The following is a 23,018-nucleotide window of genomic DNA, read 5'->3' on the forward strand; positions in this document are numbered from 1 at the left end:
GTGGGCGCAGTGAGCATGCGAACGTTGCGGGCCTCCCGAGGGGGAGGCGTCCGGCCCGCGCGGTTCTGCGAACCGCAGGAGGCAGTTCCCAAACGAAGTTGTCATTAAAAGACACAGCGGCCCGTTTATTCCGAGAGGCAACGCAACTGAAGACCTTGAGCCCGGTAGTCCGAGCGGTCGGTTTTGAGCCCCTGCGCATAGAAACCTAAGTCCAAGCCGACAAAGCCGCTCGTGGCAGCAGACCAACTGTACCCGAAGTACCCGCCGTTCACCGGCTCGCCCGCAGATGCGTTGCGGTTGCCCGGGGCGGGGTACATACTGAATAATTCCCTATTTTTGCAGAGAAGAAATGAGCAGGATCGTCGCCATAGACTACGGACGGAAACGCGTCGGAATCGCCGCGACCGACCCCATGCAGCTGATTGCCAACCCGCTGGACACCGTGCCCGCCCACGAAGCAGTCGACTATCTGACCCGTTATGCGAACGAAAACGACGTCGAAATGTTCGTCATCGGCGACCCGCGGCAGATGAACGGCGAGCGATCCGAATCGTGGCGCTACATCGACCCCTTCGTCCGCCAGCTGCGGCGCGCCCTGCCCGGGATACCCGTCGTTTTCCACGACGAACGCTTCACCTCCGTGCTCGCCCAGCGCGCCATCATCGAAGGCGGAGTCCCCCGGAACCGGCGGCGCACAGACAAAGGACTCGTCGACCGGGTGAGCGCCGTCATCATCCTCCAGTCCTATATGGAGGCGCGAAAGTAACCACAACCATACGAAACAGATACACCACCATGGAAAAAGCCTACGAACCCTACGTCGACCGGCTGATCGAGCTGGCCATTGCCGAAGACATCGGCGACGGCGACCACACCTCGCTCAGCTCCATCCCCGCCGACCGGCGCGGGCGGATGAAACTCCTCATCAAACAGGCCGGCGTGCTGGCCGGCGTCGAGGTGGCCGAACGAGTCTTCCGGCGGCTCGATCCGACCGTGGCGTTCGAGCGGATACTGAACGACGGCGACCGGGTCGAACCCGGCCAGATCGCCTTTTATGTCGAAGGGAACCTGATCTCCCTGTTGCAGGCCGAGCGCGTGATTCTCAACCTCATGCAGCGGATGAGCGGCGTGGCTACCCAGACCGCCGTCTATGCCGACCGGCTCAAGGGGCTGAAAACCAAAGTGCTCGACACGCGGAAGACCACCCCCGGGATGCGGATGCTCGAAAAGATGGCCGTCCGGATCGGGGGAGGGGAGAACCACCGCATCGGGCTTTTCGACATGATTCTCCTGAAAGACAACCACATCGACTTCGCCGGGGGGATTGAAAACGCGCTCCGGGGCGCACGCGAATACCTGGCCGAGAAGCAAAAGGATTTGAAGATCGAGATCGAAGTGCGGTCGCTGGACGACATCGACCGGGTGTTCGCCGCGGGCGGTGCCGACCGCATCATGTTCGACAACTTCACGATCGAGCAGACACGTGAGGGGGTCGCCCGGGTGGCGGGGCGTGCCGAGACCGAGTCTTCCGGCGGGATCACGCTCGAAAACCTCCGCGACTATGCCGAGTGCGGCGTGGACTACGTGTCGGTGGGCGCCCTGACCCATCAGATCAAAAGCCTGGATATGAGCCTTAAAGCGGTCGAAGCATGAGACGGATATACGGTTATATAATAGGTATCGCCCTGCTCGGCGGTATGGCGACGGGGGCGCAGGCGGCTCCGGAGGCGAAGCGGCAGATCGGCTACGACGATATCGCCGGAGGAAAACTGGCGGCACGGAGCGTGTACGGGCTGCGGGCCATGGAAGACGGCGAACACTATACCACGCTGAGCCGCAACGGAGATGTGCTGCGGTGGCGGTATGCCGACGGGGCGCTGGTCGATACGCTGTTCCGGCGACCGGAGGGTTTTCCGCAGGTTTCCGACTACGTGATCGGTCGCGACGGGCGGCAGATGCTGCTGACCACGGGTCGTGAACCGATCTACCGGCACTCTTCGCGGGCGGATTACTATGTTTATGACCGCACGACGGGCGACCTGCGGCCTTTGTCCGTGGGCGGGAAGCAGCAGGAAGCGACCCTCTCGCCGGATGGAACCCAAGCGGCGTTCGTGCGCGACAACGATCTTTTCGTGGTCGATCTCTCGGCCCCGGCGGCCGACGGGACTTTCGTCGAGCGGCAGATTACGCACGACGGGGTGCGGGGCTCCATTATCAACGGCATTCCCGACTGGGTTTACGAAGAGGAGTACAGCTTTGCACGGGCCTACGAGTGGGCGCCGGGCTCGGACGCCATCGCTTTCTACCGGTTCGACGAGAGCGGCGTGCGCGAATACTCGATGAACACCTTCCGCGGGGGGCTGTATCCGGAGAACTACAATTTCAAGTATCCGAAAGCGGGCGAGATGAACTCGGTGGTCGGCATCCGGATCTACCGGTTCGACGGCGATTCGATCGTCGATGTCGACCTCGCGTCGGGGGCCGATTCGATGGACATCTACGTGCCCCGGATCGAGTGGGCGGCGACGGGGCGCGACGGGGACGGAGCGAGGCTGGCGGTGCACTGGCTCAACCGGTTGCAGAATCATTATCGAATCCTGCTGGCCGATGCGACGACGGGGGCGACGTCTGTGCTGTACGAAGAGCGCGACCCGCGGTACATCGAACGGATCAACAACGAGACGGCGACTTTTCTGCCGGAGGGGCGCGGGTTTGTGGTCAAGAGCGAGCGGGACGGGTGGATGCACCTTTACCGGTACGACATGGCGGGGCGGTTGCAGAACCGTATTACGGAGGGGGCGTGGGAGGTGACGGCCCTTTACGGAATTGATGCGAAGCGCGGAAGGGTCTATTATCAGTCTACCGAGGATTCGCCGCTCGGACGGGGGATTTACAGCGTCGGGCTGAACGGTCGGGGAAAGCGTCGGCTGTCGGCGGCGGACGAGGCGGGGACGCATACGGCGGTTTTCGGGCCGGGGTACCGGTACTGGATCGACTATTTTTCGAACAGCGAGACGCCGACGGTGGTGACGCTCAGGCGGGTGGCGGACGGAGGTGCGGTGCGGGTGCTGGAGGACAATGCGGCGTTGCGGCGTCGGATGGCGTCGGAGTACACCTTGCCGCGGAAAGAGTTTTTCACCTTCACGACGCCGGAGGGGACGACGCTGAACGGCTATCTGCTCAAACCGGCTGATTTCGACTCCACGCGGCGTTATCCGGTGCTGATGACGCAATACAGCGGTCCGGGGTCGCAGCAGGTGGCGGACAAGTGGGGGTGGTCGTGGGAGGCGGCGCTGGTGCGGGAGGGGATTCTGGTGGCGTGTGTGGACGGCCGCGGAACGGGTTTCCGGGGGGCGGAGTTCCGCAAGTGCACCTACGGGAATCTCGGGGGGCTCGAAGTGCAGGATCAGATCGCGGCGGCGCGGTACTTGGGGAGTTTGCCTTATGTCGATCCGGCGCGGATCGGGATTTACGGCTGGAGTTTCGGGGGATTCATGGCTCTGAACGGCATTCTGAAGGGGAACGATGTCTTCGCGCTGGCGGTGGCGGTAGCGCCGGTGACGTCGTGGAGGTATTACGACACGATCTATACGGAGCTCTACAACGGGTTGCCGCAGGACAATGCGGCGGGGTACGACGACAACAGTCCGATCTTCTTCGCCGACCGCTTGAAGGGCAAACTGCTGCTGGCGCACGGCACGGGGGACGATAATGTGCACATCCAGAACAGCTACGAGATGATTGAGCGGCTGGTTCGGGCGGGCAAGTCGTTCGAGATGGCGATCTATCCGGACAAGAACCACGGGATGGGTTCGTCTCGGGATCACCTGTTGCGTCGGGCGATCGAGTTTGTCAAGTGCGGGTTATAGGGGGTATTGACAGGGATTTTTTAGTCTCTTCCTTAGTTTTCGGACGCGGCGGGCTGTATGCCCGCCGCTTTTTTATCTCGGTGGAGCGTGGAGGCTCAGTTTATTATTGTAATGGATTGGGTCGAGGCGGCCCATTGCCCACCGCGGGCACGCGGAGCCCGGCCGGCCGACGCGTTCGCGTCATGGCGCGTGGCCGTAACTATTCTTTCTTCGTCTAACCGCGCGCGATCGCTGAAGTAGGAAATCATTCAAACGCGTGTTTCGCGTTTGAATAAGATTTCCGCCAGCGCGCGGACAAAGATTTGGGCCGTCGGCAGCTGGAGGATGCGTCAGCATCCGTCTAAAGTTTGGCTTCGCCTTCCTCCTGGCACCTCGGCCATTCAAACAAGTTTGATGGCACTCGGTTGCTGCGTCGGTTTTCTGGTTCTCTTTGTTCACAAAGAGAACAGTACCAGCCGGGGCAATGACCGGATCGCGCGCCGCCGCCTAAAGAAGCGATTCAACTATTTCGGCGACAAGCCGAAATAGAATGAATCGCGTAAGGCGCGCGAAAACGCGGCGGAGCGCAAGCGTAGCCGCAGTGAGGCGGACACGAGGTGGAGAATCGGTCGGTGAGTTGGGCTGTGCTTGTTCTTCAGGCGCGAAAACCGATTACGGTTTTCGCGCCGCGCTGGGCCGAGCAGGGGGCTGTGGGTTGGGCCGAATTGTTGGTCGTGCTATTGCGGTTCGTAGAACCGCCGGGCCTGCGCGCTGGGCCGTTCGGCCCACCCCCGGAGCGCGCAGCCCGAACCCGACAGAATTGGGGCGGTGAGTTAGGCTGAGCTCTTGCGACCCTTTGGGTCGCGCAGTCCGCCGCTAGCGGCGAGCTGCTATAGGCTGCGAGCGAATAGCGCGATTCCAAGAGGAATCGCCGTCCTCGGCAAGGGCGACGCTTTAGCGGCGCGTGGGGGGCGCGCCGAGGACGAACCCGGCTGAAAAAATAGTGCTTTTGCGACCCTTTAGGGTCGTGCGGGCCGAAGCCTCCCGCCGCGGAGGCCCGCAACTCGCTATGCTCGTTTTAGGCCCCGCAGGCTTCGACCCGCTTAAACCAAGAACGAATAGTGCGGTTCTTCGAACCGCCGGCGCCGTTTATTCCGAGAGGCAACGCAACTGGAAACCGTGACCGCGATAATGCGCTCGACTCGGGTTGAGAGTCCGTGTGTAGAACCACAAGAACTGCCCGTAGATATCGCTGACCGTGGAACCCCAGCTGTACCCGCCGTTGCCGATGTCGTCCAGCACGCCCGAAGAGTCGTCGCGGTAGCCCGGGGCGGGCTGCGTGACTCGCAAAATCTGAATAGAACAGCCGTGCCCAAGCCCGGGTTCTAAGTCCCCAATCGGTTCTGTCGAAAGCTCTCCTGCCCGTTTATTCCGAGAGGCACCGCAACTGAAGACCGTAAGCGCGGCCACTCGCGTAACCGGGATAGAGCCAGGCTACGCTGAAATCCAGCCGTGCGTCGTCCGTACCGTTGGCCGTAGAGGAGGATCTGCTGGAACCACAGTAGCCGATATTGCCTTGAAAGCCCGTATCCCGGTGGCGGTAGCCCGGGGCGGGGCCGAGCGGCGCTCGAATTGCAAAATCTGAAAGAAAATAGGCCCAAGCCCGGGTTCTAAGTCCCCAATCGGTTCCGTCGAGAGCCTCCTGCCCGTTTATTCCGAGAGGCACCGCAACTGAAAACCGTAAGCACGTGCGTCCGCGTTGATCGGATAGAGAGCTGTCGTATAGAAATTCAAGTACATCCCCCGGTAGTGGCCGCCCGAATTGAAAGACGTCGCCAACCAGCCGTACCCGCTGCTGCCGACACTGGCCGGTGTCCCCTCGCCGTGGAAGCGGTTGCTCGGGGCGCGCCCACAGGGCGTTTTACTGGCAGCCTCTACCCCCAAGTAACGGCCCGCCTCACCCCCAACGGTCGCCTCTTCCCAAGTAACAGCCCACCTCTACCTCCAATGATCGCCTCTATCTCATTTGTCAAAAGACCCTTTGGGGCGAGCAGCTATCCAAAACACTTATGCCCCCGCAGGATGCTCCGCCTCGTCGATCGGCAAATCGACCACAAACGTCGTTCCCTCGCCCACCACGCTCTCGAACCCGATGCTGCCCTCCAGCAACTCGATGATCTTGCGCGAGATAGGAAGGCCGAGACCGCTGCCGCTGCTCTTCGTCGTGAAGTTCGGCACGAAAATCTTCGCCTGAATCTCCTCCGGGATGCCCGTTCCGTTGTCGCTGATCCGCACACGCGCCCGACCCTCCGAGACGTGCAACCCGATCTCGATCCGTCCGTTCGGACGGTCGCCAACCGCCTGCACCGCATTCTGGCAGATGTTCACGAAGACCCGCGTCAGGTGATCCGCATCCGCCGTCACCCATACCGGCCCGGCCTCCGGCCCCGGCTCCAGCAGCCGCAGGTCGATCCCGTCATGAGCCGCATAGAGGCTCGCCACGTTCCGTAGCAACACCCTCAGGTCGATCTTCGTCGGATGACCCTCGCCCATCTTGGCGAAGTCCGAAAACTCGCTCGCGATCTTGGTCAGCAGGTCGATCTGATCCAGCAACAACGAGAGCGTCTCCTGTACTTTGACATTCAGCTCGGTCTGCTGCTCCTGCTGTTGCAGCGTCCGTTGCAGCATCTGGATCTTGAGCCGCATCGGCGTGAGCGGATTTTTGATCTCGTGCGCCACCTGGCGGGCCATTTCGCGCCAGGCCCCCTCGCGTTCGCTGCGCGCCAGCTGGCGGTAGCTCTCTTCCAGGTAGTCGATCATCCGGTTGTACTGCTCCACGAGCAACCCCACCTCGTCGCTGATCTGGCGGCTCGAACTCGAGCCCGCCGCGTCGATTTTCTGCATCTTCGAGATGTTCCGCATCGCTTCGTGCAGCTGGTTGAACGGCTTGGTCAGCAGCCGATAGAGGAACTCTGAGAGGATCACCGAGATGCACAGAATGATCAGGAACAGGTTCAGCACGTCGGCCAACAGCTCGTGGCGCAGGAATCCGCCGTTCGCATCCGCCCCGTAGTACTGGAGGTTCAGGTAGCCTTTCAGATCGCCCTCCACGATGATCGGGACGAAAGCCGACGTGTACTGCGCACCCCCGATATCCATCACGAACATCGGCCGTTTCAGGTAGTGCAGGCTGCGGTAGGCCTGACTCCGCATCCGGGCCAGGTGGATCGTGTTGTAGGCCGACGACGCGATCAGCCGCCCGGACGGACTGAACAGGCTGATCGAGAACTCGTCCTTGTTCTGTTCCGTCGCGAGCCACCGCTCAGCCGTTTCGCGGTCGAGCGGATGGCGCGTCAGGTAGCGCGAGAGGTCGGTCGCCAGCCGCTGGATCGTATTGTTCACCACCCGTCGGTTATCGCCCTTGAATTGGGCCATCGTGTGGCGGATGATGACGGTCGTGACGGCCACCATGGCGAAGAGCACCACGCCGATCACCACCGTTCGGATCTTGAAAGTCATCCGGCTGCTGAACCGCTGGATGTCGAACGTATATCCGGTCAGTTCGAGCAGCAGACCGCACAGCACGAACAGGATCAGGAACGTGTAGGCGTACAGCGCCGCCACGTCCAGCAGCGTGCTGTCGCGGCGCGAGACGATCAGCAGGCCGTGGCGCGCCCCCGGTTCGTCGTAGTTGAACAGGTAGTGGGCCTCTCCGTTGGCGTAGAGAATCGTGTCGTGTCCGCTCGGCACGGCGGCCAACAGGGCCTGGTAGTCGTTGTCGTTGCCGTGTTTGAAGTGGATGCGACCGTCCGTCACCCGGACGTAGGTGAAGTGTTGGAACCGGATGTCGGGCGTCAGTTCTCCCTCGGGCACCTCTTCGTCCTGCTGGATGATCCGGTCTTGCGGCGAGGTGGCGAGGATGCGAGCATAGAGCCGTTGGGCATTGGTTTGCGCTGCCGTATCCTCCAGCGTGGCGAAGAAGGTGAAGTAGGCGCTGTAGATCGCCAGCGAGAGCAGGAACGGGCCCAGGTAGCGGTACTTGATCTGGGAGTAGCCTACGAGTGCCATCGTGAGGTAGAACAGCAGCAGAATGTAGCCCGTGTATCGGATTTGCGACTCGACCGGGGCCAGCAGCAGGACGATCAGCCCGCCGGTGAACAGGGTGCGCTGCCACAGGCGCCGGGTCGCGAAGAGCGTGTGCCGCACCCGCACCATCAGGAACCGGATGCCGACGAAGAGCACGAACAGCAGGTAGAAGATCACGCTGTTGTACGACAGGTCGAAGATGTCGTATATCTGGACATTGATGCGCGGCGTGTAGATCGAGAGGATCAGCGCGTAGTGGAAGACGGAGACGACGACCGCCGTGAGCAGGCAATAGAGTCCCAGAACGATCTGTCGGATCCGTTCCGGACGCTGCCGGCAGTCCCAGGCCAGTTTCGCCCGGATGTTGAACAGGAACGCGACGTAGACGAACCCCATGCCGAACGTGAGGAAGAGGTCGCCGAGCGACCCCAGGATGACATTGTTGGCGCCGTATACTTTGGCGAACAGCGATCCGTTGGCGTTCGGAATGCCGACGTAGTGGAGCCCGACGCGCAGCAGCGCGAGGACGATGAAAAAGAGGGCCGCATGGCGCAATGCGTTGTGTCGTCGCGTGCGGGTGCGGATCAGGTTCTTGAGGTAGAGGCACAGCAGCAGGATCGCCGCCCAGCCGCAGAAGGCCGCTCCGCCGGGCACCTCTTTGCGCGGTTTGGCTTTGAGGTAGAAGGCGCAGTTGTCGGTTTCGACGCGCGTGGCTCCGATCTGCCGGGCATGGGGGCCGTCGGAGGTGGGCAGCAGCTCGATGCGCTGTTCGCGGAAGATATAGGGGTTGAAGAGGCCGGTCTCTTCGTTGTAGAGGTTGATCGTCACCACGGCCGATCGGTTGCCGCGGGCCCGCACGAGGATGAGCCCGTGGCGCGGCCCGATCTTCCGGATCGAATGCGACGGGGTCAGCCAGAAGTCGTTCATGTTGACCTGGTACGGGAAGTTCGACCAGTAGACCATCGTCGTGTCGCGGAAGAGCAGCATCGAGACCCCTTGTTCGCTCCATCCGGGTGGGATGTCGCCGCGCCAGAGCCTCTCGATGTAGAGGCTGTCGTCCTCGGCTTCGAGCCAGTTGCGGGCCACGCGGTCGGTTTCGCGTTCGATGCGGGTGATGGCCGTTCGGATATGCCTCAGCCCGGGATCGACGTCGCGGCCCACGCGGAAGGCGATGTAGTAGATGTTGACGGCGAAGAGGGCGATGGTGGCGGGCAGCAGGTAGGGGATTGCCCGGGCCCGCAGCCGCAGCCCCAGCCCTCGGATGGGATTGGTGAAGTTGTGTCGGGAGAATCGCATAGGATCGGATGCTGTGAATCGGGGGTGGTGCGTCGACGACGCGGCTTTATCGGTGGTGGTAGGGCTCTCCGCCGAGGATGGTGAAAGCGCGGTAGAGTTGTTCGATGAAGATCAGCCGCACCATCTGGTGCGAGAAGGTGAGCCTCGACAGCGAGAGCCGCTGGTCGGCCCGGGCGTAGACCGCCTCCGAGAAGCCGTAGGCTCCGCCGACGACGAAGACCAGCCGCCGCACGCCGCGGTTCATGAGGCCCTGGAGCCGGTCGGCGAACTCCACCGATCCGTCGGGCAGCGTGCCCCGTTCGTCGAGCAGGATGACGTGGTCACCGGCGGCGACGCGGGCGAGGATCAGTTCGCCTTCGGTCGTTTTGATCTGTTCTTCGCGGAGGTGGCGGGCGTTTTTGAGTTCGGGTATAACGACGAGGCCGAAGCGCACGTAATGCTTCAGCCGGCCGACATACTCCTCTATGCCGTTTTCCAGCCATTGGCCGGTCGTTTTTCCGACGAGGATCAAGTCGATAGTCATTGTGTAGTTCCGGATCTTTTCGAACGCAAAGTTAGGAAAAAGGAGCGTTTCGGACTCTTGCGCGGAACATCTGTAAATTGTTATTATCTTCGTATCTTTGTGCGGCGCGCGGACCAAGCCTGTGGCGTGGCGCGCGGACAAAGAACGGGGGTAGAGGCTGGCAGTTGAAATGCGTAAGCATTTCCCGTCCACGGGACGTGGGGCCCGCGCAGCCTGAGCGCAGTTTTAGGCTGGACAAAGCTCTCCCGCGCGCGATCGCTGAAGAAGGAAATCATTCAAAGCGTCTTGCGCTTTGAATAAGATTTTCGTCAGCGCGCGGACATATACAACCGTTGTTACTTTTCAACTGCTCGCGCGCCACGCCTTAGGAGGGAAATCGTCAAAATGCGCTTGCGCGTTTTGACAAGATTTCCCCAGGCGCGCGAACAAAGAACTGCGCGTGAAATCCGTCGCCCGCCCGCCAAAAAGGGCATATTCTGCCGATTGGCAGTGAGCCAATTCGGCAAGAATTGCCGCGGGCGGCTGAAAAAGCGAGAAAAAGCCCGCTCGCCTAAGGAGGCGTCCTACCAAAAAAGAACCGAAACAATGGGCCGGCCCAGCCCGCTTCCGCCACCGGTAAAACACCCTCTGCGCAGGCTGCACCCTGTTGCCGAAAAAGGAAATACAGATCGATCATGGCCATACAGAAACCATCCATACCCAAAGGCACCCGCGATTTCTCGCCCGTCGAGACCGCCCGGCGCAACTACCTCTTCGACACCATTAAAAGCATCTTCCGGCGCTACGGTTTCCAGCCCCTCGAAACCCCCAGCATGGAGAACCTCTCCACCCTGCTCGGCAAGTACGGCGACGAGGGCGACAAACTCCTCTTCAAAGTGCTGAACTCCGGCAACTTCCTCAAGGGGATCGAGGGCGAGGAGCTGCTGGCCGCCAGCGAGAGCGACAGCCCGAACGCGCTCGCCACCCGAATTTGCGAAAAGGGGCTCCGGTACGACCTCACCGTGCCTTTCGCGCGGTACGTCGTGCAACACCGCAACGAGATCGTCTTTCCATTCAAACGTTACCAGATACAGCCCGTCTGGCGCGCCGACCGGCCCCAGAAAGGCCGGTACCGGGAGTTCTACCAGTGCGACGTCGATGTCGTCGGGTCGGACTCGCTGCTCAACGAAGTCGAGTTGATTCGGATCGTGCGCGACGTTTTCGACGCCTTGGGCATCCGGGTCGTGCTGAAACTCAACAACCGAAAAATCCTCTACGGCATTGCCGAGACCATCGGCCATGCCGATAAGATGATGGATATCACCGTCGCGATCGACAAACTCGACAAGATCGGCATCGACGCCGTGAACGAAGAGCTCGCCGAACGTGGGCTCGAGGCGGAGGCGATTGCCGCGCTGCGGCCCATTCTGGAGCTCTCGGGGACGAATCGCGAGAAACTGGCAGCCATTACCGCCATTATCGGCGACCGTTCCGCCACCGGTCGGCTCGGGATCGAAGAGGTGACCACTGTGCTCGACTATGTGGAGGCGCTCGGGGTGGAACTGCCTGTCGAACTCGACCTCTCGTTGGCTCGGGGGCTCAACTACTACACCGGCGCGATTTTCGAGGTCAAAGCCTTGGACTTTCCCATGGGGAGCATCTGCGGCGGCGGGCGGTACGACGACCTGACCGGCATTTTCGGCATGCCCGACACCTCGGGCGTCGGGATCAGCTTCGGCGCCGACCGGATTTACGACGTCCTGCTGGGGCTCGACCTCTTTCCGGCCGAGACCGCCGAGAGCGTCCGCGCCCTCTTCGTCCACTTCGGCGCCGAGGAGGCCCGCGAGGCGTTGCGCCTGATGGACGGCGTGCGGCGCGACGGAGGGGTTGCTGTGGAGCTCTATCCCGAACCGGCGAAGATCAAAAAACAGTTCGAGTATGCCGAGAAGCGGGGGATTCCGTATCTCGTCTTCGTCGGCGAGAACGAAGCCGCGGCCCGGCGGGCCACCGTCAAATACCTCGCCACGGGCGAGCAGACCGAAGTCCCGTTCGACCGGCTGGCCGAATTCCTGAAGGAGGGGCGTTTGCAATAACCGGTTCCTGCATACACCTATTTATTATATGATTATACCTATGTATTTTTGCACCTTTGCCTATCGGTCGCTGCTGGTCGCCGGTTTCGTATTCGGTCTGATCCTTTTCGTCGCCCCGGAGGAGGCTTCGGCCCAGCGGCGCGGCGGAACGCCTGCGACGCCCCGGCTCGAAGAGCTCCCTCGGCGGCCGATGGACACCATCCCGACGGCCGATCCCGAGACCAAAGTCATCATTTTCAGCAATAACACCTGGGAGTACTACCGGCCGGAGCTGCGGCGGCTCGACAACCTGTCCGTTTTCCGCGAACACTGGGACACCGCCTCGGTCTTCTCCTATCGCAACATCGAGCTCGGCGAGCTGCCGGCGACCGTCGACCTGCGCATGATCGACAGCCTCGGCCAGTTCTGCTGCCCGGTGCAGGGCAAAGTCCTCTCGAAATACGGGCCCCGGCGCAGGCGGAACCACCACGGCGTGGACATTCCGATGAAGCCGGGCGAACCGGTTCTGGCCGCGTTCGACGGCAAAGTCCGGTACGCCAAATACAACACCGGCGGGTACGGGAATCTGGTCATTATCCGCCATCCCAACGGGCTGGAGACCTGGCACTCGCACCTCATGAAGTGCAACGTCCGGGTGGGAGACTACGTCAAAACGGGACAGGTGATCGGCTACGTGGGGCAGACGGGGCGCGCTTTCGGGCCCCACCTCCATTTCGAAACCCGCTACTGCGACCAGAGCTTCGACCCGGAGTTCCTCTTCGACTTCGAGAACGGGATGCTCCGCTACCAGACCTTCGCCCTGAACCGCGACTACTTCAGCATCCATTCGCGCGCCTCCGAGATGCTCGAAGAGGACGACGAACCGGACTTGGCCAACACCTTGCTGGCCGAAGCCGACGACTCGACGATGATCCGCGCCGCGCAGCCCAAACAGGCTTCGGGGGCGCCGGTGTACCACATCGTTAAAAAGGGGGACATTCTGGGCCGCATCGCGCCGAAATACGGAACGACGATCGCCCGGATCTGCCAGCTCAACGGCATCGACCGCAACAGCACGCTTCGGCTGGGGCAGCGGCTGCGGGTCAGGTAGCGCGGCCGCTCAACCTTCCTCCTCCCCGGCCGTTGCTTTGAAAAACAGCAGGAAACGGGGCGGAATTCCGCCCGGAAAAACGTATATTTGAAGTTCGAAAACCATACACCATCCCATGATACAACTCTTCCGTAAAGACGACACCCTTTTTGCGGTACAGACCGCCGCCGCGCTCGATCGGTCGGCGATCGACAAACTGTGCTGGCTCTTCGGCGACGCCGAGTGGCTCGACGTTTCATCGGTGAGCGGCATCTTCGTCGGCCCCCGGCGCGAGATGATCACCCCGTGGAGCACCAACGCCGTCGAGATTACCCAGAACATGGGGATTGACGGGATCGTGCGGATCGAAGAGTTCCGGATGGTCGACAGTGAGGCGGCACCTTATGACAAGATGCTCTACCGGATGTACCGGACGATCGACGGCGACGTCTTCACCATCGACAAGCAGCCCGAACCGATCGTCCACATCGAGGACATCGAGGCTTACAACCGGGAGCAGGGCCTGGCGTTGAATCCGGACGAAATACAGTACCTCAAGGATTTGGCGGTGCGGATCGGACGGCCATTGACCGACAGCGAAGTGTTCGGCTTCTCGCAGGTCAACTCGGAACACTGCCGGCACAAGATTTTCAACGGACAGTTCGTCATCGACGGCGAGGAGAAGCCGGAGACGCTCTTCAAGCTCATCAAGAAGACCACCACCACGAATCCGGGGCGGGTGGTGAGTGCGTATAAGGACAACTGCGCGTTTTTGCAGGGGGCTGTGGTCGAACAGTTCGCGCCGGCATCCCATGAGGGGCCGGACTATTTCGAGACCGAAGATTTCGAGAGCGTGATTTCGATCAAGGCCGAGACCCATAACTTCCCGACCACCGTCGAGCCGTTCAACGGCGCCGCGACGGGGACGGGCGGCGAGATTCGCGACCGGATCGCAGGGGGGAAAGGGGCTTTCCCGATGGCCGGGACGGCTTGCTATATGACCGCGTACCCCAGATTAGACGGGGGCAGAAACTGGGAACGGGGGATTCCGGCACGGTCGTGGCTCTATCAGACTCCGGAGGATATCCTTATCAAGGCTTCGAACGGCGCTTCGGACTTCGGGAACAAGTTCGGGCAGCCGTTGATTACGGGATCGGTTTACACTTTCGAACATGCTGAAAATGGGAAGACGTATGGGTTCGACAAGGTGATTATGCTCGCCGGGGGGATCGGCTACGGGAAGAAAGTCGACTCGCTCAAAGACGAGCCGACAAAAGGGGATAAGGTTGTGCTTTTGGGCGGGGATAATTATCGGATCGGGATGGGCGGCGGAGCCGTTTCGAGCGTGGCGACGGGCGAATATGCCAATGCCATCGAGCTCAATGCCATCCAGCGGTCGAATCCGGAGATGCAGCGGCGGGCGTACAACGCCATTCGGGCGTTGAGCGAGGAGCACGACAACCCGATCATCTCGATTCACGACCACGGAGCGGGGGGACACCTCAATTGCCTGTCGGAGCTGGTCGAGACGACGGGGGGGCGGATCGATATCGACCGGCTGCCGGTCGGCGACCCGACCTTGTCGGACAAGGAGATCGTCGGAAACGAGTCGCAGGAGCGGATGGGCCTGGTGATGGACGAGAAACACATCGACAAACTGCGGGCCATTGCCGAGCGCGAGCGGTCGCCGATGTACGTCATCGGGGAGACGACCGGGGACATGCAGTTCACCTTTGTGGACAACCGGACGGGTGATAAACCGATCGACTTGCAGCTGAGCGCCATGTTCGGCGAGGCGCCGCGGACGGTGATGACCGACCATACGGTTGTCGAGGCCTACCGTGCTCCGGAGTACGATGTCAATAGGGTCGGGGATTACCTTACGGATGTGTTGCAGCTCGAAGGGGTGGCTTGTAAGGACTGGCTGACCAATAAGGTGGACCGTTCGGTGACGGGGCGCGTGGCGATGCAGCAGACCGCGGGGACGCTCCAGTTGCCGCTCAATGACTGTGCGGTGATTGCGCTCGACTATCAGGGGACGGCGGGGATTGCGACGGCTCTGGGGCATGCTCCGGCGGCGGCGATGGCCGATCCGGCCAAAGGCTCGGTGCTGGCGATGGCGGAGGCGTTGACCAATATCGTTTTTGCGCCGATCAGGGGAGGGCTGGAGTCTATATCTTTGAGCGCCAACTGGATGTGGCCGTGTAAAAACGAGGGGGAAGACTCCAGACTTTACCGGGCGGTCGAGGCGGCCAGCGATTTTGCGTTGGCTTTGAAAATCAACATTCCGACGGGGAAAGACTCCTTGTCGATGACCCAGAAGTATCCGGACGGACAGGCCGTGATGGCGCCGGGGACGGTGATCATTACTTCGGCGGGCGAGGTTTCGGACGTGAAGAAGTGCGTGCGGGCGGCGGTGGATGAGGAATATTGCGATCGGAGTGCGCTGGTCTATGTGGATATGACGGGCGGCGAGGATTTCCTATTGGGCGGGAGTGCGCTGGCACAGGTGGTGGGGGCTGTGGGCTCGTCGGCCGATGTGCCGACGGTCAGAGATGCGGGGTACTTTGCGCGGGCGTTCAACGGCCTGCAGGAGCTGATCGGACGGGGCGATGTGCTGGCGGGGCATGATGTTTCGGGGGGCGGCTTGATTACGACGTTGCTCGAAATGGCGTTCGGCGGGAATCGGGCCGGGTTGGCGGTGGACTTGAACCCGCTGCGGAACGACGATCTGGTGAAGTTGCTGTTCAGCGAAAAACCGGCCGTGGTGCTTCAGGTGGCGTCGGAACGGGTCGAGGCGGTGCTGGCATCGCTCGACCGGATGGGCGTGGCCGGGGTGCGGATCGCCGAGGTGCTCGGCGAGCGGAAATTCTCGCTGCGGCACGGGTGCTGCGAGCGGCTCCAGCTGGATATCGACAAAATGCGGGATGTGTGGTATCGGACTTCGTACCTCTTGGATTGCAACCAGAGCACGCCGCAGCTGGCGCTGGAACGGTACGAGAACTATAAGAAACAGCCGTTGTACTACGATTTTCCGGCTCATTTCAGCGGCAAATTGTCGCAGTACGGCATCGACCCGAAACGCAAAACGAAAACCGGCATCAAGGCTGCGATTATCCGCGAAAAGGGGTGCCAGTGCGACCGCGAGACCGCGTGGGCGATGCACCTGGCGGGATTCGACGTCAAGGACGTGCATATGACCGACCTCATTTCGGGGCGCGAGACCTTGGAGGAGGTCAATCTGATCGCCTTCGTCGGCGGGTTCTCCAACTCCGACGTGCTGGGGTCTGCCAAGGGTTGGGCCGGAGCGTTTCTCTACAATCCGAAGGCCAAGGAGGCGTTGGAACGCTTCTACGCGCGGCCGGACACCTTGTCGATCGGGATTTGTAACGGCTGCCAGCTGATGGTCGAACTGGGGCTCATCGCGCCGAAGACGGACGAAGAACGGCCGAAGATGCTGCACAACGACTCGCACAAATTCGAATCGCGGTTCCTGGGGGTTACGATTCAGCCGTCGCCCAGCGTGATGCTGCGGTCGCTCGAAAATTCGATCTTGGGCACCTGGGTGGCGCACGGCGAGGGGAAATTCCACCTGCCGTATGCCGAAGAGCATTACCACATTCCGATGAAATACCTCTATTCGGAATATCCGGGGAATCCGAACGGCAGCGATTACAACGCTGCAGCGATCTGTTCGGCTGACGGGCGGCACCTGGCGATGATGCCGCACCTGGAGCGGGCCTTGCGGCCGTGGAACTGGGGCTATTATCCGAACGTGGCGCCGCGGTCGGAGGATGAGATTACGCCGTGGATCGAAGCCTTCGTCAATGCCCGCGAGTGGATCAAGGAACGACAATAGTCGGAATCGACCCTCCATTGGAACGACACGACCTCGACATACTCCTCGCCGACGAAGCCCGACAGCTCGTCGAACGCTATCTGGAGAGCGATCCGGAGCGGCTGGCTTTCGCGCTGCGCAACCCGGCCGTCACGCGTCAGATACGGATGTTGCAGAAGTGTCGGAGTAAACTCCCCTCGTATTATGCCGCGCGGTGCATCGTGCCGCAGGTCGCCTACGAGCAGTCCAGCAGCGAAGCGGCGGCGGGGATGAAGGCGGAAACCCTGCGCACTCTTTTGGCCCCTCATGAACGGCGGCTGGCCGTGGATTTGACCTGCGGACTGGGCGTGGATGCGCGGGCCTTGGGAGGGGTTTTCGAGCGGGTGATCGCAGTCGAAAGTGATCCGTTGCGGGCCGAGATCGCCCGGTGGAACCTCGGTTTGTTGGGCGTGGGGAACGTCGAGGTGCGGAACGGTACTGCTGAAGCATTTTTGGAACAGTGGACGGCTGATACCCATGCGGGACAGACCGTCGACCTCGTCTATATCGACCCGTCGCGGAAGAGCGGCGACGGACGGCGCGTCTACTCGCTGGAGGAGAGCTCGCCGAACGTCTTGGCACTCCTGCCGGTGTTGCGGCGTGCGGCGCGGCGGATCGTGCTGAAACTCTCGCCCCTGTTCGATGTCGACGAGGTGAACCGCCTGTTCGGCCCGGAGGCGGGCGTGGAGGTTGTCAGCGTCGATGGCGAGTGCAAAGAGGTGCTCGTCTGGCTCGGTTTTTCGGACGAGGCCGATAGGACACAGGTGTATCGACGGGTGACTGCCATTCGGCATGGCGGGGTGGAACGGTTCGACTTTGCGCGCGAACAGGCGGCGGACTCCGTCGCTTCGACTGGTGCGCTGCTGCCCGGCGAGGAGCGTTTTTTGGCGGTGCCCGACGTCGGATTTTATAAGTCCAGAACCGTGGCGGCTTATGCGGCACAGTATCTGGGCGACGTGCCGGGAGGATGGCGTCTGGAGGGGGATTGTCTGTTTACCGCGGAACTCCCGGAACATTTTGTCGGCAAAGTCTATCGAATCACCTTTCGGCACCCTTATCGGCCGAAAGAGATCGCCCGTCTGTTGCGGATGCGGAGCATCCGGCGCGCCAACATCCATCGGCGCGGATTCTCGGCTTCGGCTGAGGAGGTGGCCCAGGCGCTGGGGGTACGACTCGGAGGAAATACCGATTTGTTCTGCCTGACGATGCAGGGCGAACCCACCGTCTTTTTCGTCGGTCGGGTGGGGTAGTGATATGATTATAATAGAGAGGGCGCATATCCGACTTGCGGATATGCGCCCTCTCTGTTTTATATAGGTATTACCGTCTTTTCGACTTCGCTTTGCGAGCCTTTTTGGGCGTTTTGCCATCCGCCGCCTGCAACTCGTCGCCCGGCAGCTGTTCGACCGCCTCGCCGACGATCGCCCCCGACAGACACCAGTAGCTGAAGCTTGATCCCTCCGGCTTGCCCTGCGGAATCGCGATCGTGAACGAGTGTTTCCCCTTCGTCAGGTCGCCTAGCGGAATGTAGACCGGATTGGTCACCGTCCCCGGGCACCAGTTCGACCGGCTGAGGTCGCTCGACGAGAGGCCGTTGCTGAAGTTCCCCGAAGCCGGGTTCCGACGCCGGTACGACGAACAGTCCTCGCGCCACGGGATGAACGTGAAGATCTTTTCGCCGTCCATCCAGACCGTGTTCTCCTTCTGGTTGAACTCGTCGCCGCCGCCCCAGCCGCCGTGTCCGGTGGTGAGGTAGACGAGCTGTGCGCCGCGGATGTTTTCCGGCACGTCGATCGTCACGTGCAGCGAGTCGCTCCCCAGAAAATCGGGATATCCCTGGCCGCCCTGTTCCATCAGGTTCAGCGAGTTGAAGACCGGCACCACGATCCGCCGCCCCTCTTCGCCGCCCTGCGGGTGGTATTTGAGTGTGAGCGAGAGTTTGTGCCCCTTTTCGGCCCAGTTGCCGATGTAGGCGCCGACCCAGGCTTCGCCTTCGAGCAGCGGGGCGAGGTGGGTGACGTCCTGATGGTAGATCACCGAGTCGGCCCACACCTGTCCCGGCACGCTGATCCCCCGGTTGTAGCCTCCCACGCCGAACGGGGTGAAGAAGCGGAGCATTTCGACCGGCGTGTCGTAGGCGTCGGTCGCGATGATCCCGGGATAGGATTTGCCGCTGTTCGAGACGAAGGCGGGCACGCTGTCGATCCCTTTCACCAGCGCGTCGAGGAACGACTGTTCTTTGCCGACCGGAATGACGAAGGCCGATCCGGTGCGGTCGTAGGCATCCTTGTCAGCCTTCTGAACCACCTGCACGAAGATGTCGCGCCCTTTAGCCGATTCGGGCAGTTTGACCTTTTTCAGGATGATCGTCCCGCCGCTGACGCGGTAGACGACGTCGGCGAGCAGCGAATCGACGCTTTTCGGGGCGTCGGATTTCGTGATCCCGATGTATTCGTCCCGGAAGACGGGGATGGTGATCACGTCGGCGTTGTTGATGCGGTAGCGGTACATCGAGGCGTCCACCAAGGTGTCGAACGCCGGGATGATCGGGCCGCCGGTCGACGGAATCTTCTCGACGGACTGGGCGCGGAGTCCGATGTGTCCGTTCCGCGAGGTCATCAGGACAAGGCCGTTGGGCAGATGTGCCGCCGATTGTGCGGTGCCCCGCACGCCGGCCTGGTCGGTGAACCAGTATTTGACGGTGTTGGAGCGGATGATGGCCGTGGCGACTTTACAGGGGTAGCCGCAGATGACCGTATCGCTGGGTTCGATCTTGAGGGTGGAGTCGAGCACGAAGGACTGTTCGGTGGCGATCATCTCGCCGTCGGGCATCTCTGCGACGCCGTAGTATTTGCCGGTTCCGTAGTCGATGTATTGGGTTTCGGTGACTCCGCGTCGGCGTTCGCCTTTGTTTTTGTTGGCTTTGATGCGTTCGGCCCATTCGGGATTCTGCATCAGCAGGGCGGTGTCGAGTTCATAGCCGGTGCGGCACTGGTCGCCGTCGATGGTCAGAACGACGCGCATGACCGAAGCGCGGTTGCCGCGTCCGGGGGTGGCGTAGGTGACTTTCACGGCCTCGTCGGCAAAGGCGCCTGCGGCGAGCAGGCCGAGAGCCGTGCTCAGGAGGATTTTTTTCATACGAGTTTTTTCGGTTGGTATTGGTTGTGTTAGTTAAAAGTTCGTTGTTCGGGCCGTACCGGGCGGGTAGAGGCTGCCCCTTGTCCACCGCGGGCCCACGTCCCGTTTATTCCGAGAGGCAACGCAACTGATAACCGGTGGCACGGTTGCTTACGTAGCTGGGATTGAGACCCTGCGAGTGGAACCACAAACGCATGCCATCAATACCGCTGCCCGCAGACGACCAACTGTACCCATAGTTGCCGTCACCGTTCACTATACCCGTCCCCCGATGGCGGTAGCCCGGGGCGGTGCCGCTCGGCACTTGAAAACCGACTGGATTTACCCCAAAGCAAAAGCAAAACAACAGCGTTAGTCCGTAAAACGCCTTGTGGCCCCGGGCTTCCGCGAAAGGGCGAACGGCCACCCAATCTATACCGGCAGCGGTGGCTTCAGCTGGGCAGCAACAGCTCTGAAAAGCAATGGAGGATGTTTGCATTTTAGCATGAGCGATCTCGGAGCCGAGGTTACAGACTTACGCGCTTACGGTTTTCAGTTGCGTTGCCTCTCGGAATAAACGGGGACGAGAGGCATTTGAAAACCCGCAGGAACGCCCTCCAAAAAAATCCTCCCAAAGCAGCCCGGCTACTTGCGCGGCTTGTCCGTGCAGTAGATCGTCAGCCGGCCCGCCTCCGTCAAAGCCTTATGTGAGATGAAGTAACCCCGGAAAGGTTTACCCCCCAACTCGATTTTTTCGATGTAGATGTTCTCCGGCGTGCGGTTCACCGCCTCGATCACCAGCTCCTTCCGCGCGTAATATTTCGGGTCGAGCCGGATCGTGACCTTGTCGAACGTCGGTGTGGTAATGATATATTCAGCCTTGGCCGGACACGCCGGGTAGATCCCCATCATCGACAAGTTCTGCCAGGCGCTCATCGTCCCCGCATCGTCGTTGCCCGGCAGCCCGCCCGGCCGGTTGCCGAAGTAGCGTTCCAGACACTGGTTCACATAGTACTGCGTCTTCCACTCCGAACCCTTGACATACGAGAAGTAGTACGGATAGCCCATGTCCGGTTCGTTGCCCATGTCGAAGTAGCCCCGGTCGAAGCAGGCGCTCAGCGAATCGACGAACCGCCGCGGCGAGCCGTAGAGCTTGATGAGCCCCGGAATGTCGTACGGGATGCCGAACGAGTAATTCCACGAGCTCCCCTCATGAAACCCGTTCACCGGTTTGAAATTCTCGCCCTCGCGCGGGTCGAAACCCGGCATGAACGTCCCGTCCGGCAGCACCGGCCGCAACAGGCCGTAACTCTTGTCGAAGTATTTGCGGTAGCCCATGGCGCGGGCGTTCAGCATGTGGTAGTCCGCCGTCCGGCCCAGCGCCCGCGCCATCTGGCCGAGGCTCCAGTCCGCCACGTAGTATTCGATCGCCTGCGACACCGAGTTGTCGAACCGCGAACGCAGCGGGATGTAGTGATTTTCCGCATAGAAAGACTGATCGCCGCGGATACGGTTCTCAGCGGCCGGAGCGGTCGCGTTCTTGAGCATCGCCTGATAGAGCGTCTCCGTGTCGATCCCCTTGGTGAGCCCCAGGAACCAGCAGGCCGTCATATACGGCAGCGCCGCGTCGCCCTCCATCACCATGAACTCCTTGCCCGCGATCTCGAATTTCGGCAGGTTGCCCGCCTCGCGGTACATCTGCATCATGCTCCGCGCCATATCGTTCTGCCGCTGCGGGAAGAAGAAAGCCCCCATGAACGGCGTCAGCCGATAGACGTCCCATCCGCTGAACATCGTCAACCGGTCTACCCCCTCTTCCATCCGCCGGATGCGGCCGCTCTCCATCTCCGGATAGTCGCCGTTGGCATCCTGAAGCACGAACGGGTGTATCCAGTTGTGGTACAGGCCGGTGTAGAACTGGGTTTTCTGGTCTTCCGTCCCGCCGTCGAGGCTGACCACGCCCAATACGTTGTTCCACGCCGCCACCGCATCGGCATAAATAGCGTCGAAGTTCTTCCCCCGCTGCTCCCGGTCGAGGTTCTTGCGGGCGTTCTCGATGCTGACGTAAGAAACTCCGACGGAAATCTCGATCACCTCGCCGTCGGTGGTGGAGTAGTCGAATGCCACGCCGATGTCGTCCCCCGCAATCGGTTGCTTGAACCGGTCGTAGATTTTATATCGTCCGCTGGTGCTGCTCCAATCCTTGATGGCGCTCTGCGAGAAGTCGGGCTGCTGTTTCCAGTATCGGACGCTTTCGGCGGGTTTGTTCGTCCGCACGACGAAGTAGACCGGAATGACCGACTGCGGCACGCCGTAGCAGAAGTCGCCCATGATTTTGAACCCTTCGATTTCGGAGTCCGACACGATCCGGGCATAGCCGCCCGATTCGGTAGTGAGCCCCTGTCCGATGTTGAAGAGGATGTGCGACTCGCCGGCGGGGAAGGTGTACCGCGACCGCGACGAGCGCAGCGTGGTGGTCATCTCGGCGAGCACGTCGTAAGCCTCCACTTTTGCGGAGTAGTAGCCTGCTTTAGCGGTTTGTTCGGCGAGGGGCGAGGCGTATTTCTGAAAGTCGACCTCCAGCTTCCCGGTCGTCGGCATCAGAATGAGCGACCCCAAGTCGGGACACCCCACGCCGCTGAGGTTGACGTTCGTGAAGCCGATCGTCCACCGGTTGTCCCACACGTACGGGGTGGAGCACCAGCCGCCGGTGTGGACTTTGTGTTCGGGCCGCGGAATGGTGTTGAAGGGCGACATGCTGACCATCCCCTGGGGTATGACGGGCCCGGGTTGGGTGGTACCGTAGTTGGAGGTGCCGATAAAGGGGTTGACATAGTCGGCGGGTGTTTTTTGCGCACCGGCTTGTCCGAGGGTACACAGCGCGGCGGCTGCGATCAGGAGTTTTTTCATCTCGGGTTCGGGTAGTTTGGTTTTTGCTGCTACAAAGATAGCCTGATTTTCGAATTTTGGCAGGGGTAGGGTGGCTCATTGGGGTAGAGGCGATTAGCTTTCGAGTGTCGAGCGGCCCCGCCCCGGGCTACCGCGATGTGGGAACCGATGGGCGGTTGGGGGATTTGATGGTCGTTGGTAATTACGGGTATAGCTGGTCGGTCGCCACAAAAGACATTAC

15 protein-coding genes are annotated in these 23,018 nt (G+C 61.3%); 8 read left to right on the forward strand and 7 right to left on the reverse strand.

The genetic code is table 11. The features are described 5' to 3' along the window. Nucleotides 1-125: 125 nt before the first annotated feature. The gene (locus ACTO3O_RS08265) at nt 126-317 is read right to left on the reverse strand and encodes a hypothetical protein (protein WP_297832705.1); all 192 of its coding nucleotides are present in this window, start codon (nt 315-317) and stop codon (nt 126-128) included. Nucleotides 318-349: 32 nt separating this feature from the next. On the opposite strand from ACTO3O_RS08265, the gene ruvX reads away from it, so the two are divergent. Genes ruvX through ACTO3O_RS08280 form a run of 3 tightly spaced genes read left to right on the forward strand, consistent with a single transcriptional unit; the run spans nt 350 to nt 3,869 of the window. Then, a complete protein-coding gene (ruvX, locus tag ACTO3O_RS08270) occupies nt 350-766 on the forward strand; it encodes a Holliday junction resolvase RuvX (protein WP_297628601.1) in 417 nt (138 codons plus the stop codon). A 29-nt stretch (nt 767-795) separates the two neighbouring features. Continuing rightward, nucleotides 796-1,653 carry a carboxylating nicotinate-nucleotide diphosphorylase gene (gene nadC, locus ACTO3O_RS08275; RefSeq protein WP_297832701.1) on the forward strand — a complete coding sequence of 286 codons (858 nt, stop codon included), beginning with the start codon at nt 796-798 and terminating at the stop codon, nt 1,651-1,653. Further along, a complete protein-coding gene (locus tag ACTO3O_RS08280) occupies nt 1,650-3,869 on the forward strand; it encodes a S9 family peptidase (protein ID WP_297832697.1) in 2,220 nt (739 codons plus the stop codon). The genes nadC and ACTO3O_RS08280 overlap by 4 nt, the downstream gene beginning before the upstream one ends. A 1,128-nt stretch (nt 3,870-4,997) precedes the next feature. On the opposite strand, the gene ACTO3O_RS08285 is transcribed toward ACTO3O_RS08280, so the two are convergent. From ACTO3O_RS08285 to rlmH, 3 genes are all read right to left on the reverse strand, one after another. Beyond that, nucleotides 4,998-5,198 (reverse strand): hypothetical protein, encoded by a 201-nt coding sequence (locus ACTO3O_RS08285; RefSeq protein ID WP_297832482.1) that lies wholly within the window; start codon nt 5,196-5,198, stop codon nt 4,998-5,000. Between the two features lie 717 nt (nt 5,199-5,915). Further along, complete coding sequence (locus ACTO3O_RS08290) at nt 5,916-9,230, reverse strand: sensor histidine kinase (RefSeq protein WP_297832487.1); 3,315 nt, start codon at nt 9,228-9,230, stop codon at nt 5,916-5,918. Nucleotides 9,231-9,276: 46 nt separating this feature from the next. Further along, nucleotides 9,277-9,753, reverse strand: a complete 477-nt coding sequence (gene rlmH, locus ACTO3O_RS08295) for a 23S rRNA (pseudouridine(1915)-N(3))-methyltransferase RlmH (protein ID WP_297832490.1) — start codon at nt 9,751-9,753, stop codon at nt 9,277-9,279. 674 nt (nt 9,754-10,427) lie between these two features. Here rlmH and hisS point away from each other — a divergent pair. From hisS to ACTO3O_RS08315, 4 genes are all read left to right on the forward strand, one after another. Further along, nucleotides 10,428-11,825: a histidine--tRNA ligase gene (gene hisS / locus ACTO3O_RS08300; protein WP_297831221.1), complete on the forward strand. Its 1,398-nt coding sequence runs from the start codon at nt 10,428-10,430 to the stop codon at nt 11,823-11,825. A gap of 28 nt (nt 11,826-11,853) precedes the next feature. Further along, nucleotides 11,854-12,915, forward strand: a complete 1,062-nt coding sequence (locus tag ACTO3O_RS08305) for a peptidoglycan DD-metalloendopeptidase family protein (protein WP_297831224.1) — start codon at nt 11,854-11,856, stop codon at nt 12,913-12,915. A gap of 115 nt (nt 12,916-13,030) precedes the next feature. Further along, the gene (purL, locus tag ACTO3O_RS08310; RefSeq protein WP_297831227.1) at nt 13,031-16,753 is read left to right on the forward strand and encodes a phosphoribosylformylglycinamidine synthase; all 3,723 of its coding nucleotides are present in this window, start codon (nt 13,031-13,033) and stop codon (nt 16,751-16,753) included. A gap of 17 nt (nt 16,754-16,770) precedes the next feature. Further along, nucleotides 16,771-18,021: a THUMP-like domain-containing protein gene (locus ACTO3O_RS08315; protein ID WP_298081124.1), complete on the forward strand. Its 1,251-nt coding sequence runs from the start codon at nt 16,771-16,773 to the stop codon at nt 18,019-18,021. A gap of 70 nt (nt 18,022-18,091) precedes the next feature. Here ACTO3O_RS08315 and ACTO3O_RS08320 read toward each other — a convergent pair whose 3' ends face one another. Together ACTO3O_RS08320 and ACTO3O_RS08325 are read right to left on the reverse strand one after the other, a co-directional pair. Continuing rightward, nucleotides 18,092-19,909 carry a peptide-N-glycosidase F-related protein gene (locus ACTO3O_RS08320; RefSeq protein ID WP_298081123.1) on the reverse strand — a complete coding sequence of 606 codons (1,818 nt, stop codon included), beginning with the start codon at nt 19,907-19,909 and terminating at the stop codon, nt 18,092-18,094. A gap of 106 nt (nt 19,910-20,015) precedes the next feature. Further along, the gene (locus ACTO3O_RS08325; protein WP_297831237.1) at nt 20,016-20,213 is read right to left on the reverse strand and encodes a hypothetical protein; all 198 of its coding nucleotides are present in this window, start codon (nt 20,211-20,213) and stop codon (nt 20,016-20,018) included. Between the two features lie 66 nt (nt 20,214-20,279). On the opposite strand from ACTO3O_RS08325, the gene ACTO3O_RS08330 reads away from it, so the two are divergent. Further along, nucleotides 20,280-20,465: a hypothetical protein gene (locus ACTO3O_RS08330; RefSeq protein ID WP_298081120.1), complete on the forward strand. Its 186-nt coding sequence runs from the start codon at nt 20,280-20,282 to the stop codon at nt 20,463-20,465. 68 nt (nt 20,466-20,533) lie between these two features. On the opposite strand, the gene ACTO3O_RS08335 is transcribed toward ACTO3O_RS08330, so the two are convergent. Further along, nucleotides 20,534-22,798 (reverse strand): GH92 family glycosyl hydrolase, encoded by a 2,265-nt coding sequence (locus ACTO3O_RS08335; protein WP_297831239.1) that lies wholly within the window; start codon nt 22,796-22,798, stop codon nt 20,534-20,536. Nucleotides 22,799-23,018 lie beyond the last annotated feature (220 nt).

Source organism: Rikenella sp. (genome assembly GCF_056799795.1).

Bases quoted from the DNA above. Each gene is read 5' to 3' on its own strand.
- ACTO3O_RS08320 (WP_298081123.1), bottom strand. From the start codon at position 19,909: ATGAAAAAAATCCTCCTGAGCACGGCTCTCGGCCTGCTCGCCGCAGGC.
- ACTO3O_RS08265 (WP_297832705.1), bottom strand. From the start codon at position 317: ATGTACCCCGCCCCGGGCAACCGCAACGCATCTGCGGGCGAGCCGGTG.
- ACTO3O_RS08280 (WP_297832697.1), top strand. From the start codon at position 1,650: ATGAGACGGATATACGGTTATATAATAGGTATCGCCCTGCTCGGCGGT.
- purL (WP_297831227.1), top strand. From the start codon at position 13,031: ATGATACAACTCTTCCGTAAAGACGACACCCTTTTTGCGGTACAGACC.
- nadC (WP_297832701.1), top strand. From the start codon at position 796: ATGGAAAAAGCCTACGAACCCTACGTCGACCGGCTGATCGAGCTGGCC.
- ACTO3O_RS08290 (WP_297832487.1), bottom strand. From the start codon at position 9,230: ATGCGATTCTCCCGACACAACTTCACCAATCCCATCCGAGGGCTGGGG.
- ACTO3O_RS08305 (WP_297831224.1), top strand. From the start codon at position 11,854: ATGATTATACCTATGTATTTTTGCACCTTTGCCTATCGGTCGCTGCTG.
- ACTO3O_RS08335 (WP_297831239.1), bottom strand. From the start codon at position 22,798: ATGAAAAAACTCCTGATCGCAGCCGCCGCGCTGTGTACCCTCGGACAA.
- rlmH (WP_297832490.1), bottom strand. From the start codon at position 9,753: ATGACTATCGACTTGATCCTCGTCGGAAAAACGACCGGCCAATGGCTG.
- ruvX (WP_297628601.1), top strand. From the start codon at position 350: ATGAGCAGGATCGTCGCCATAGACTACGGACGGAAACGCGTCGGAATC.
- hisS (WP_297831221.1), top strand. From the start codon at position 10,428: ATGGCCATACAGAAACCATCCATACCCAAAGGCACCCGCGATTTCTCG.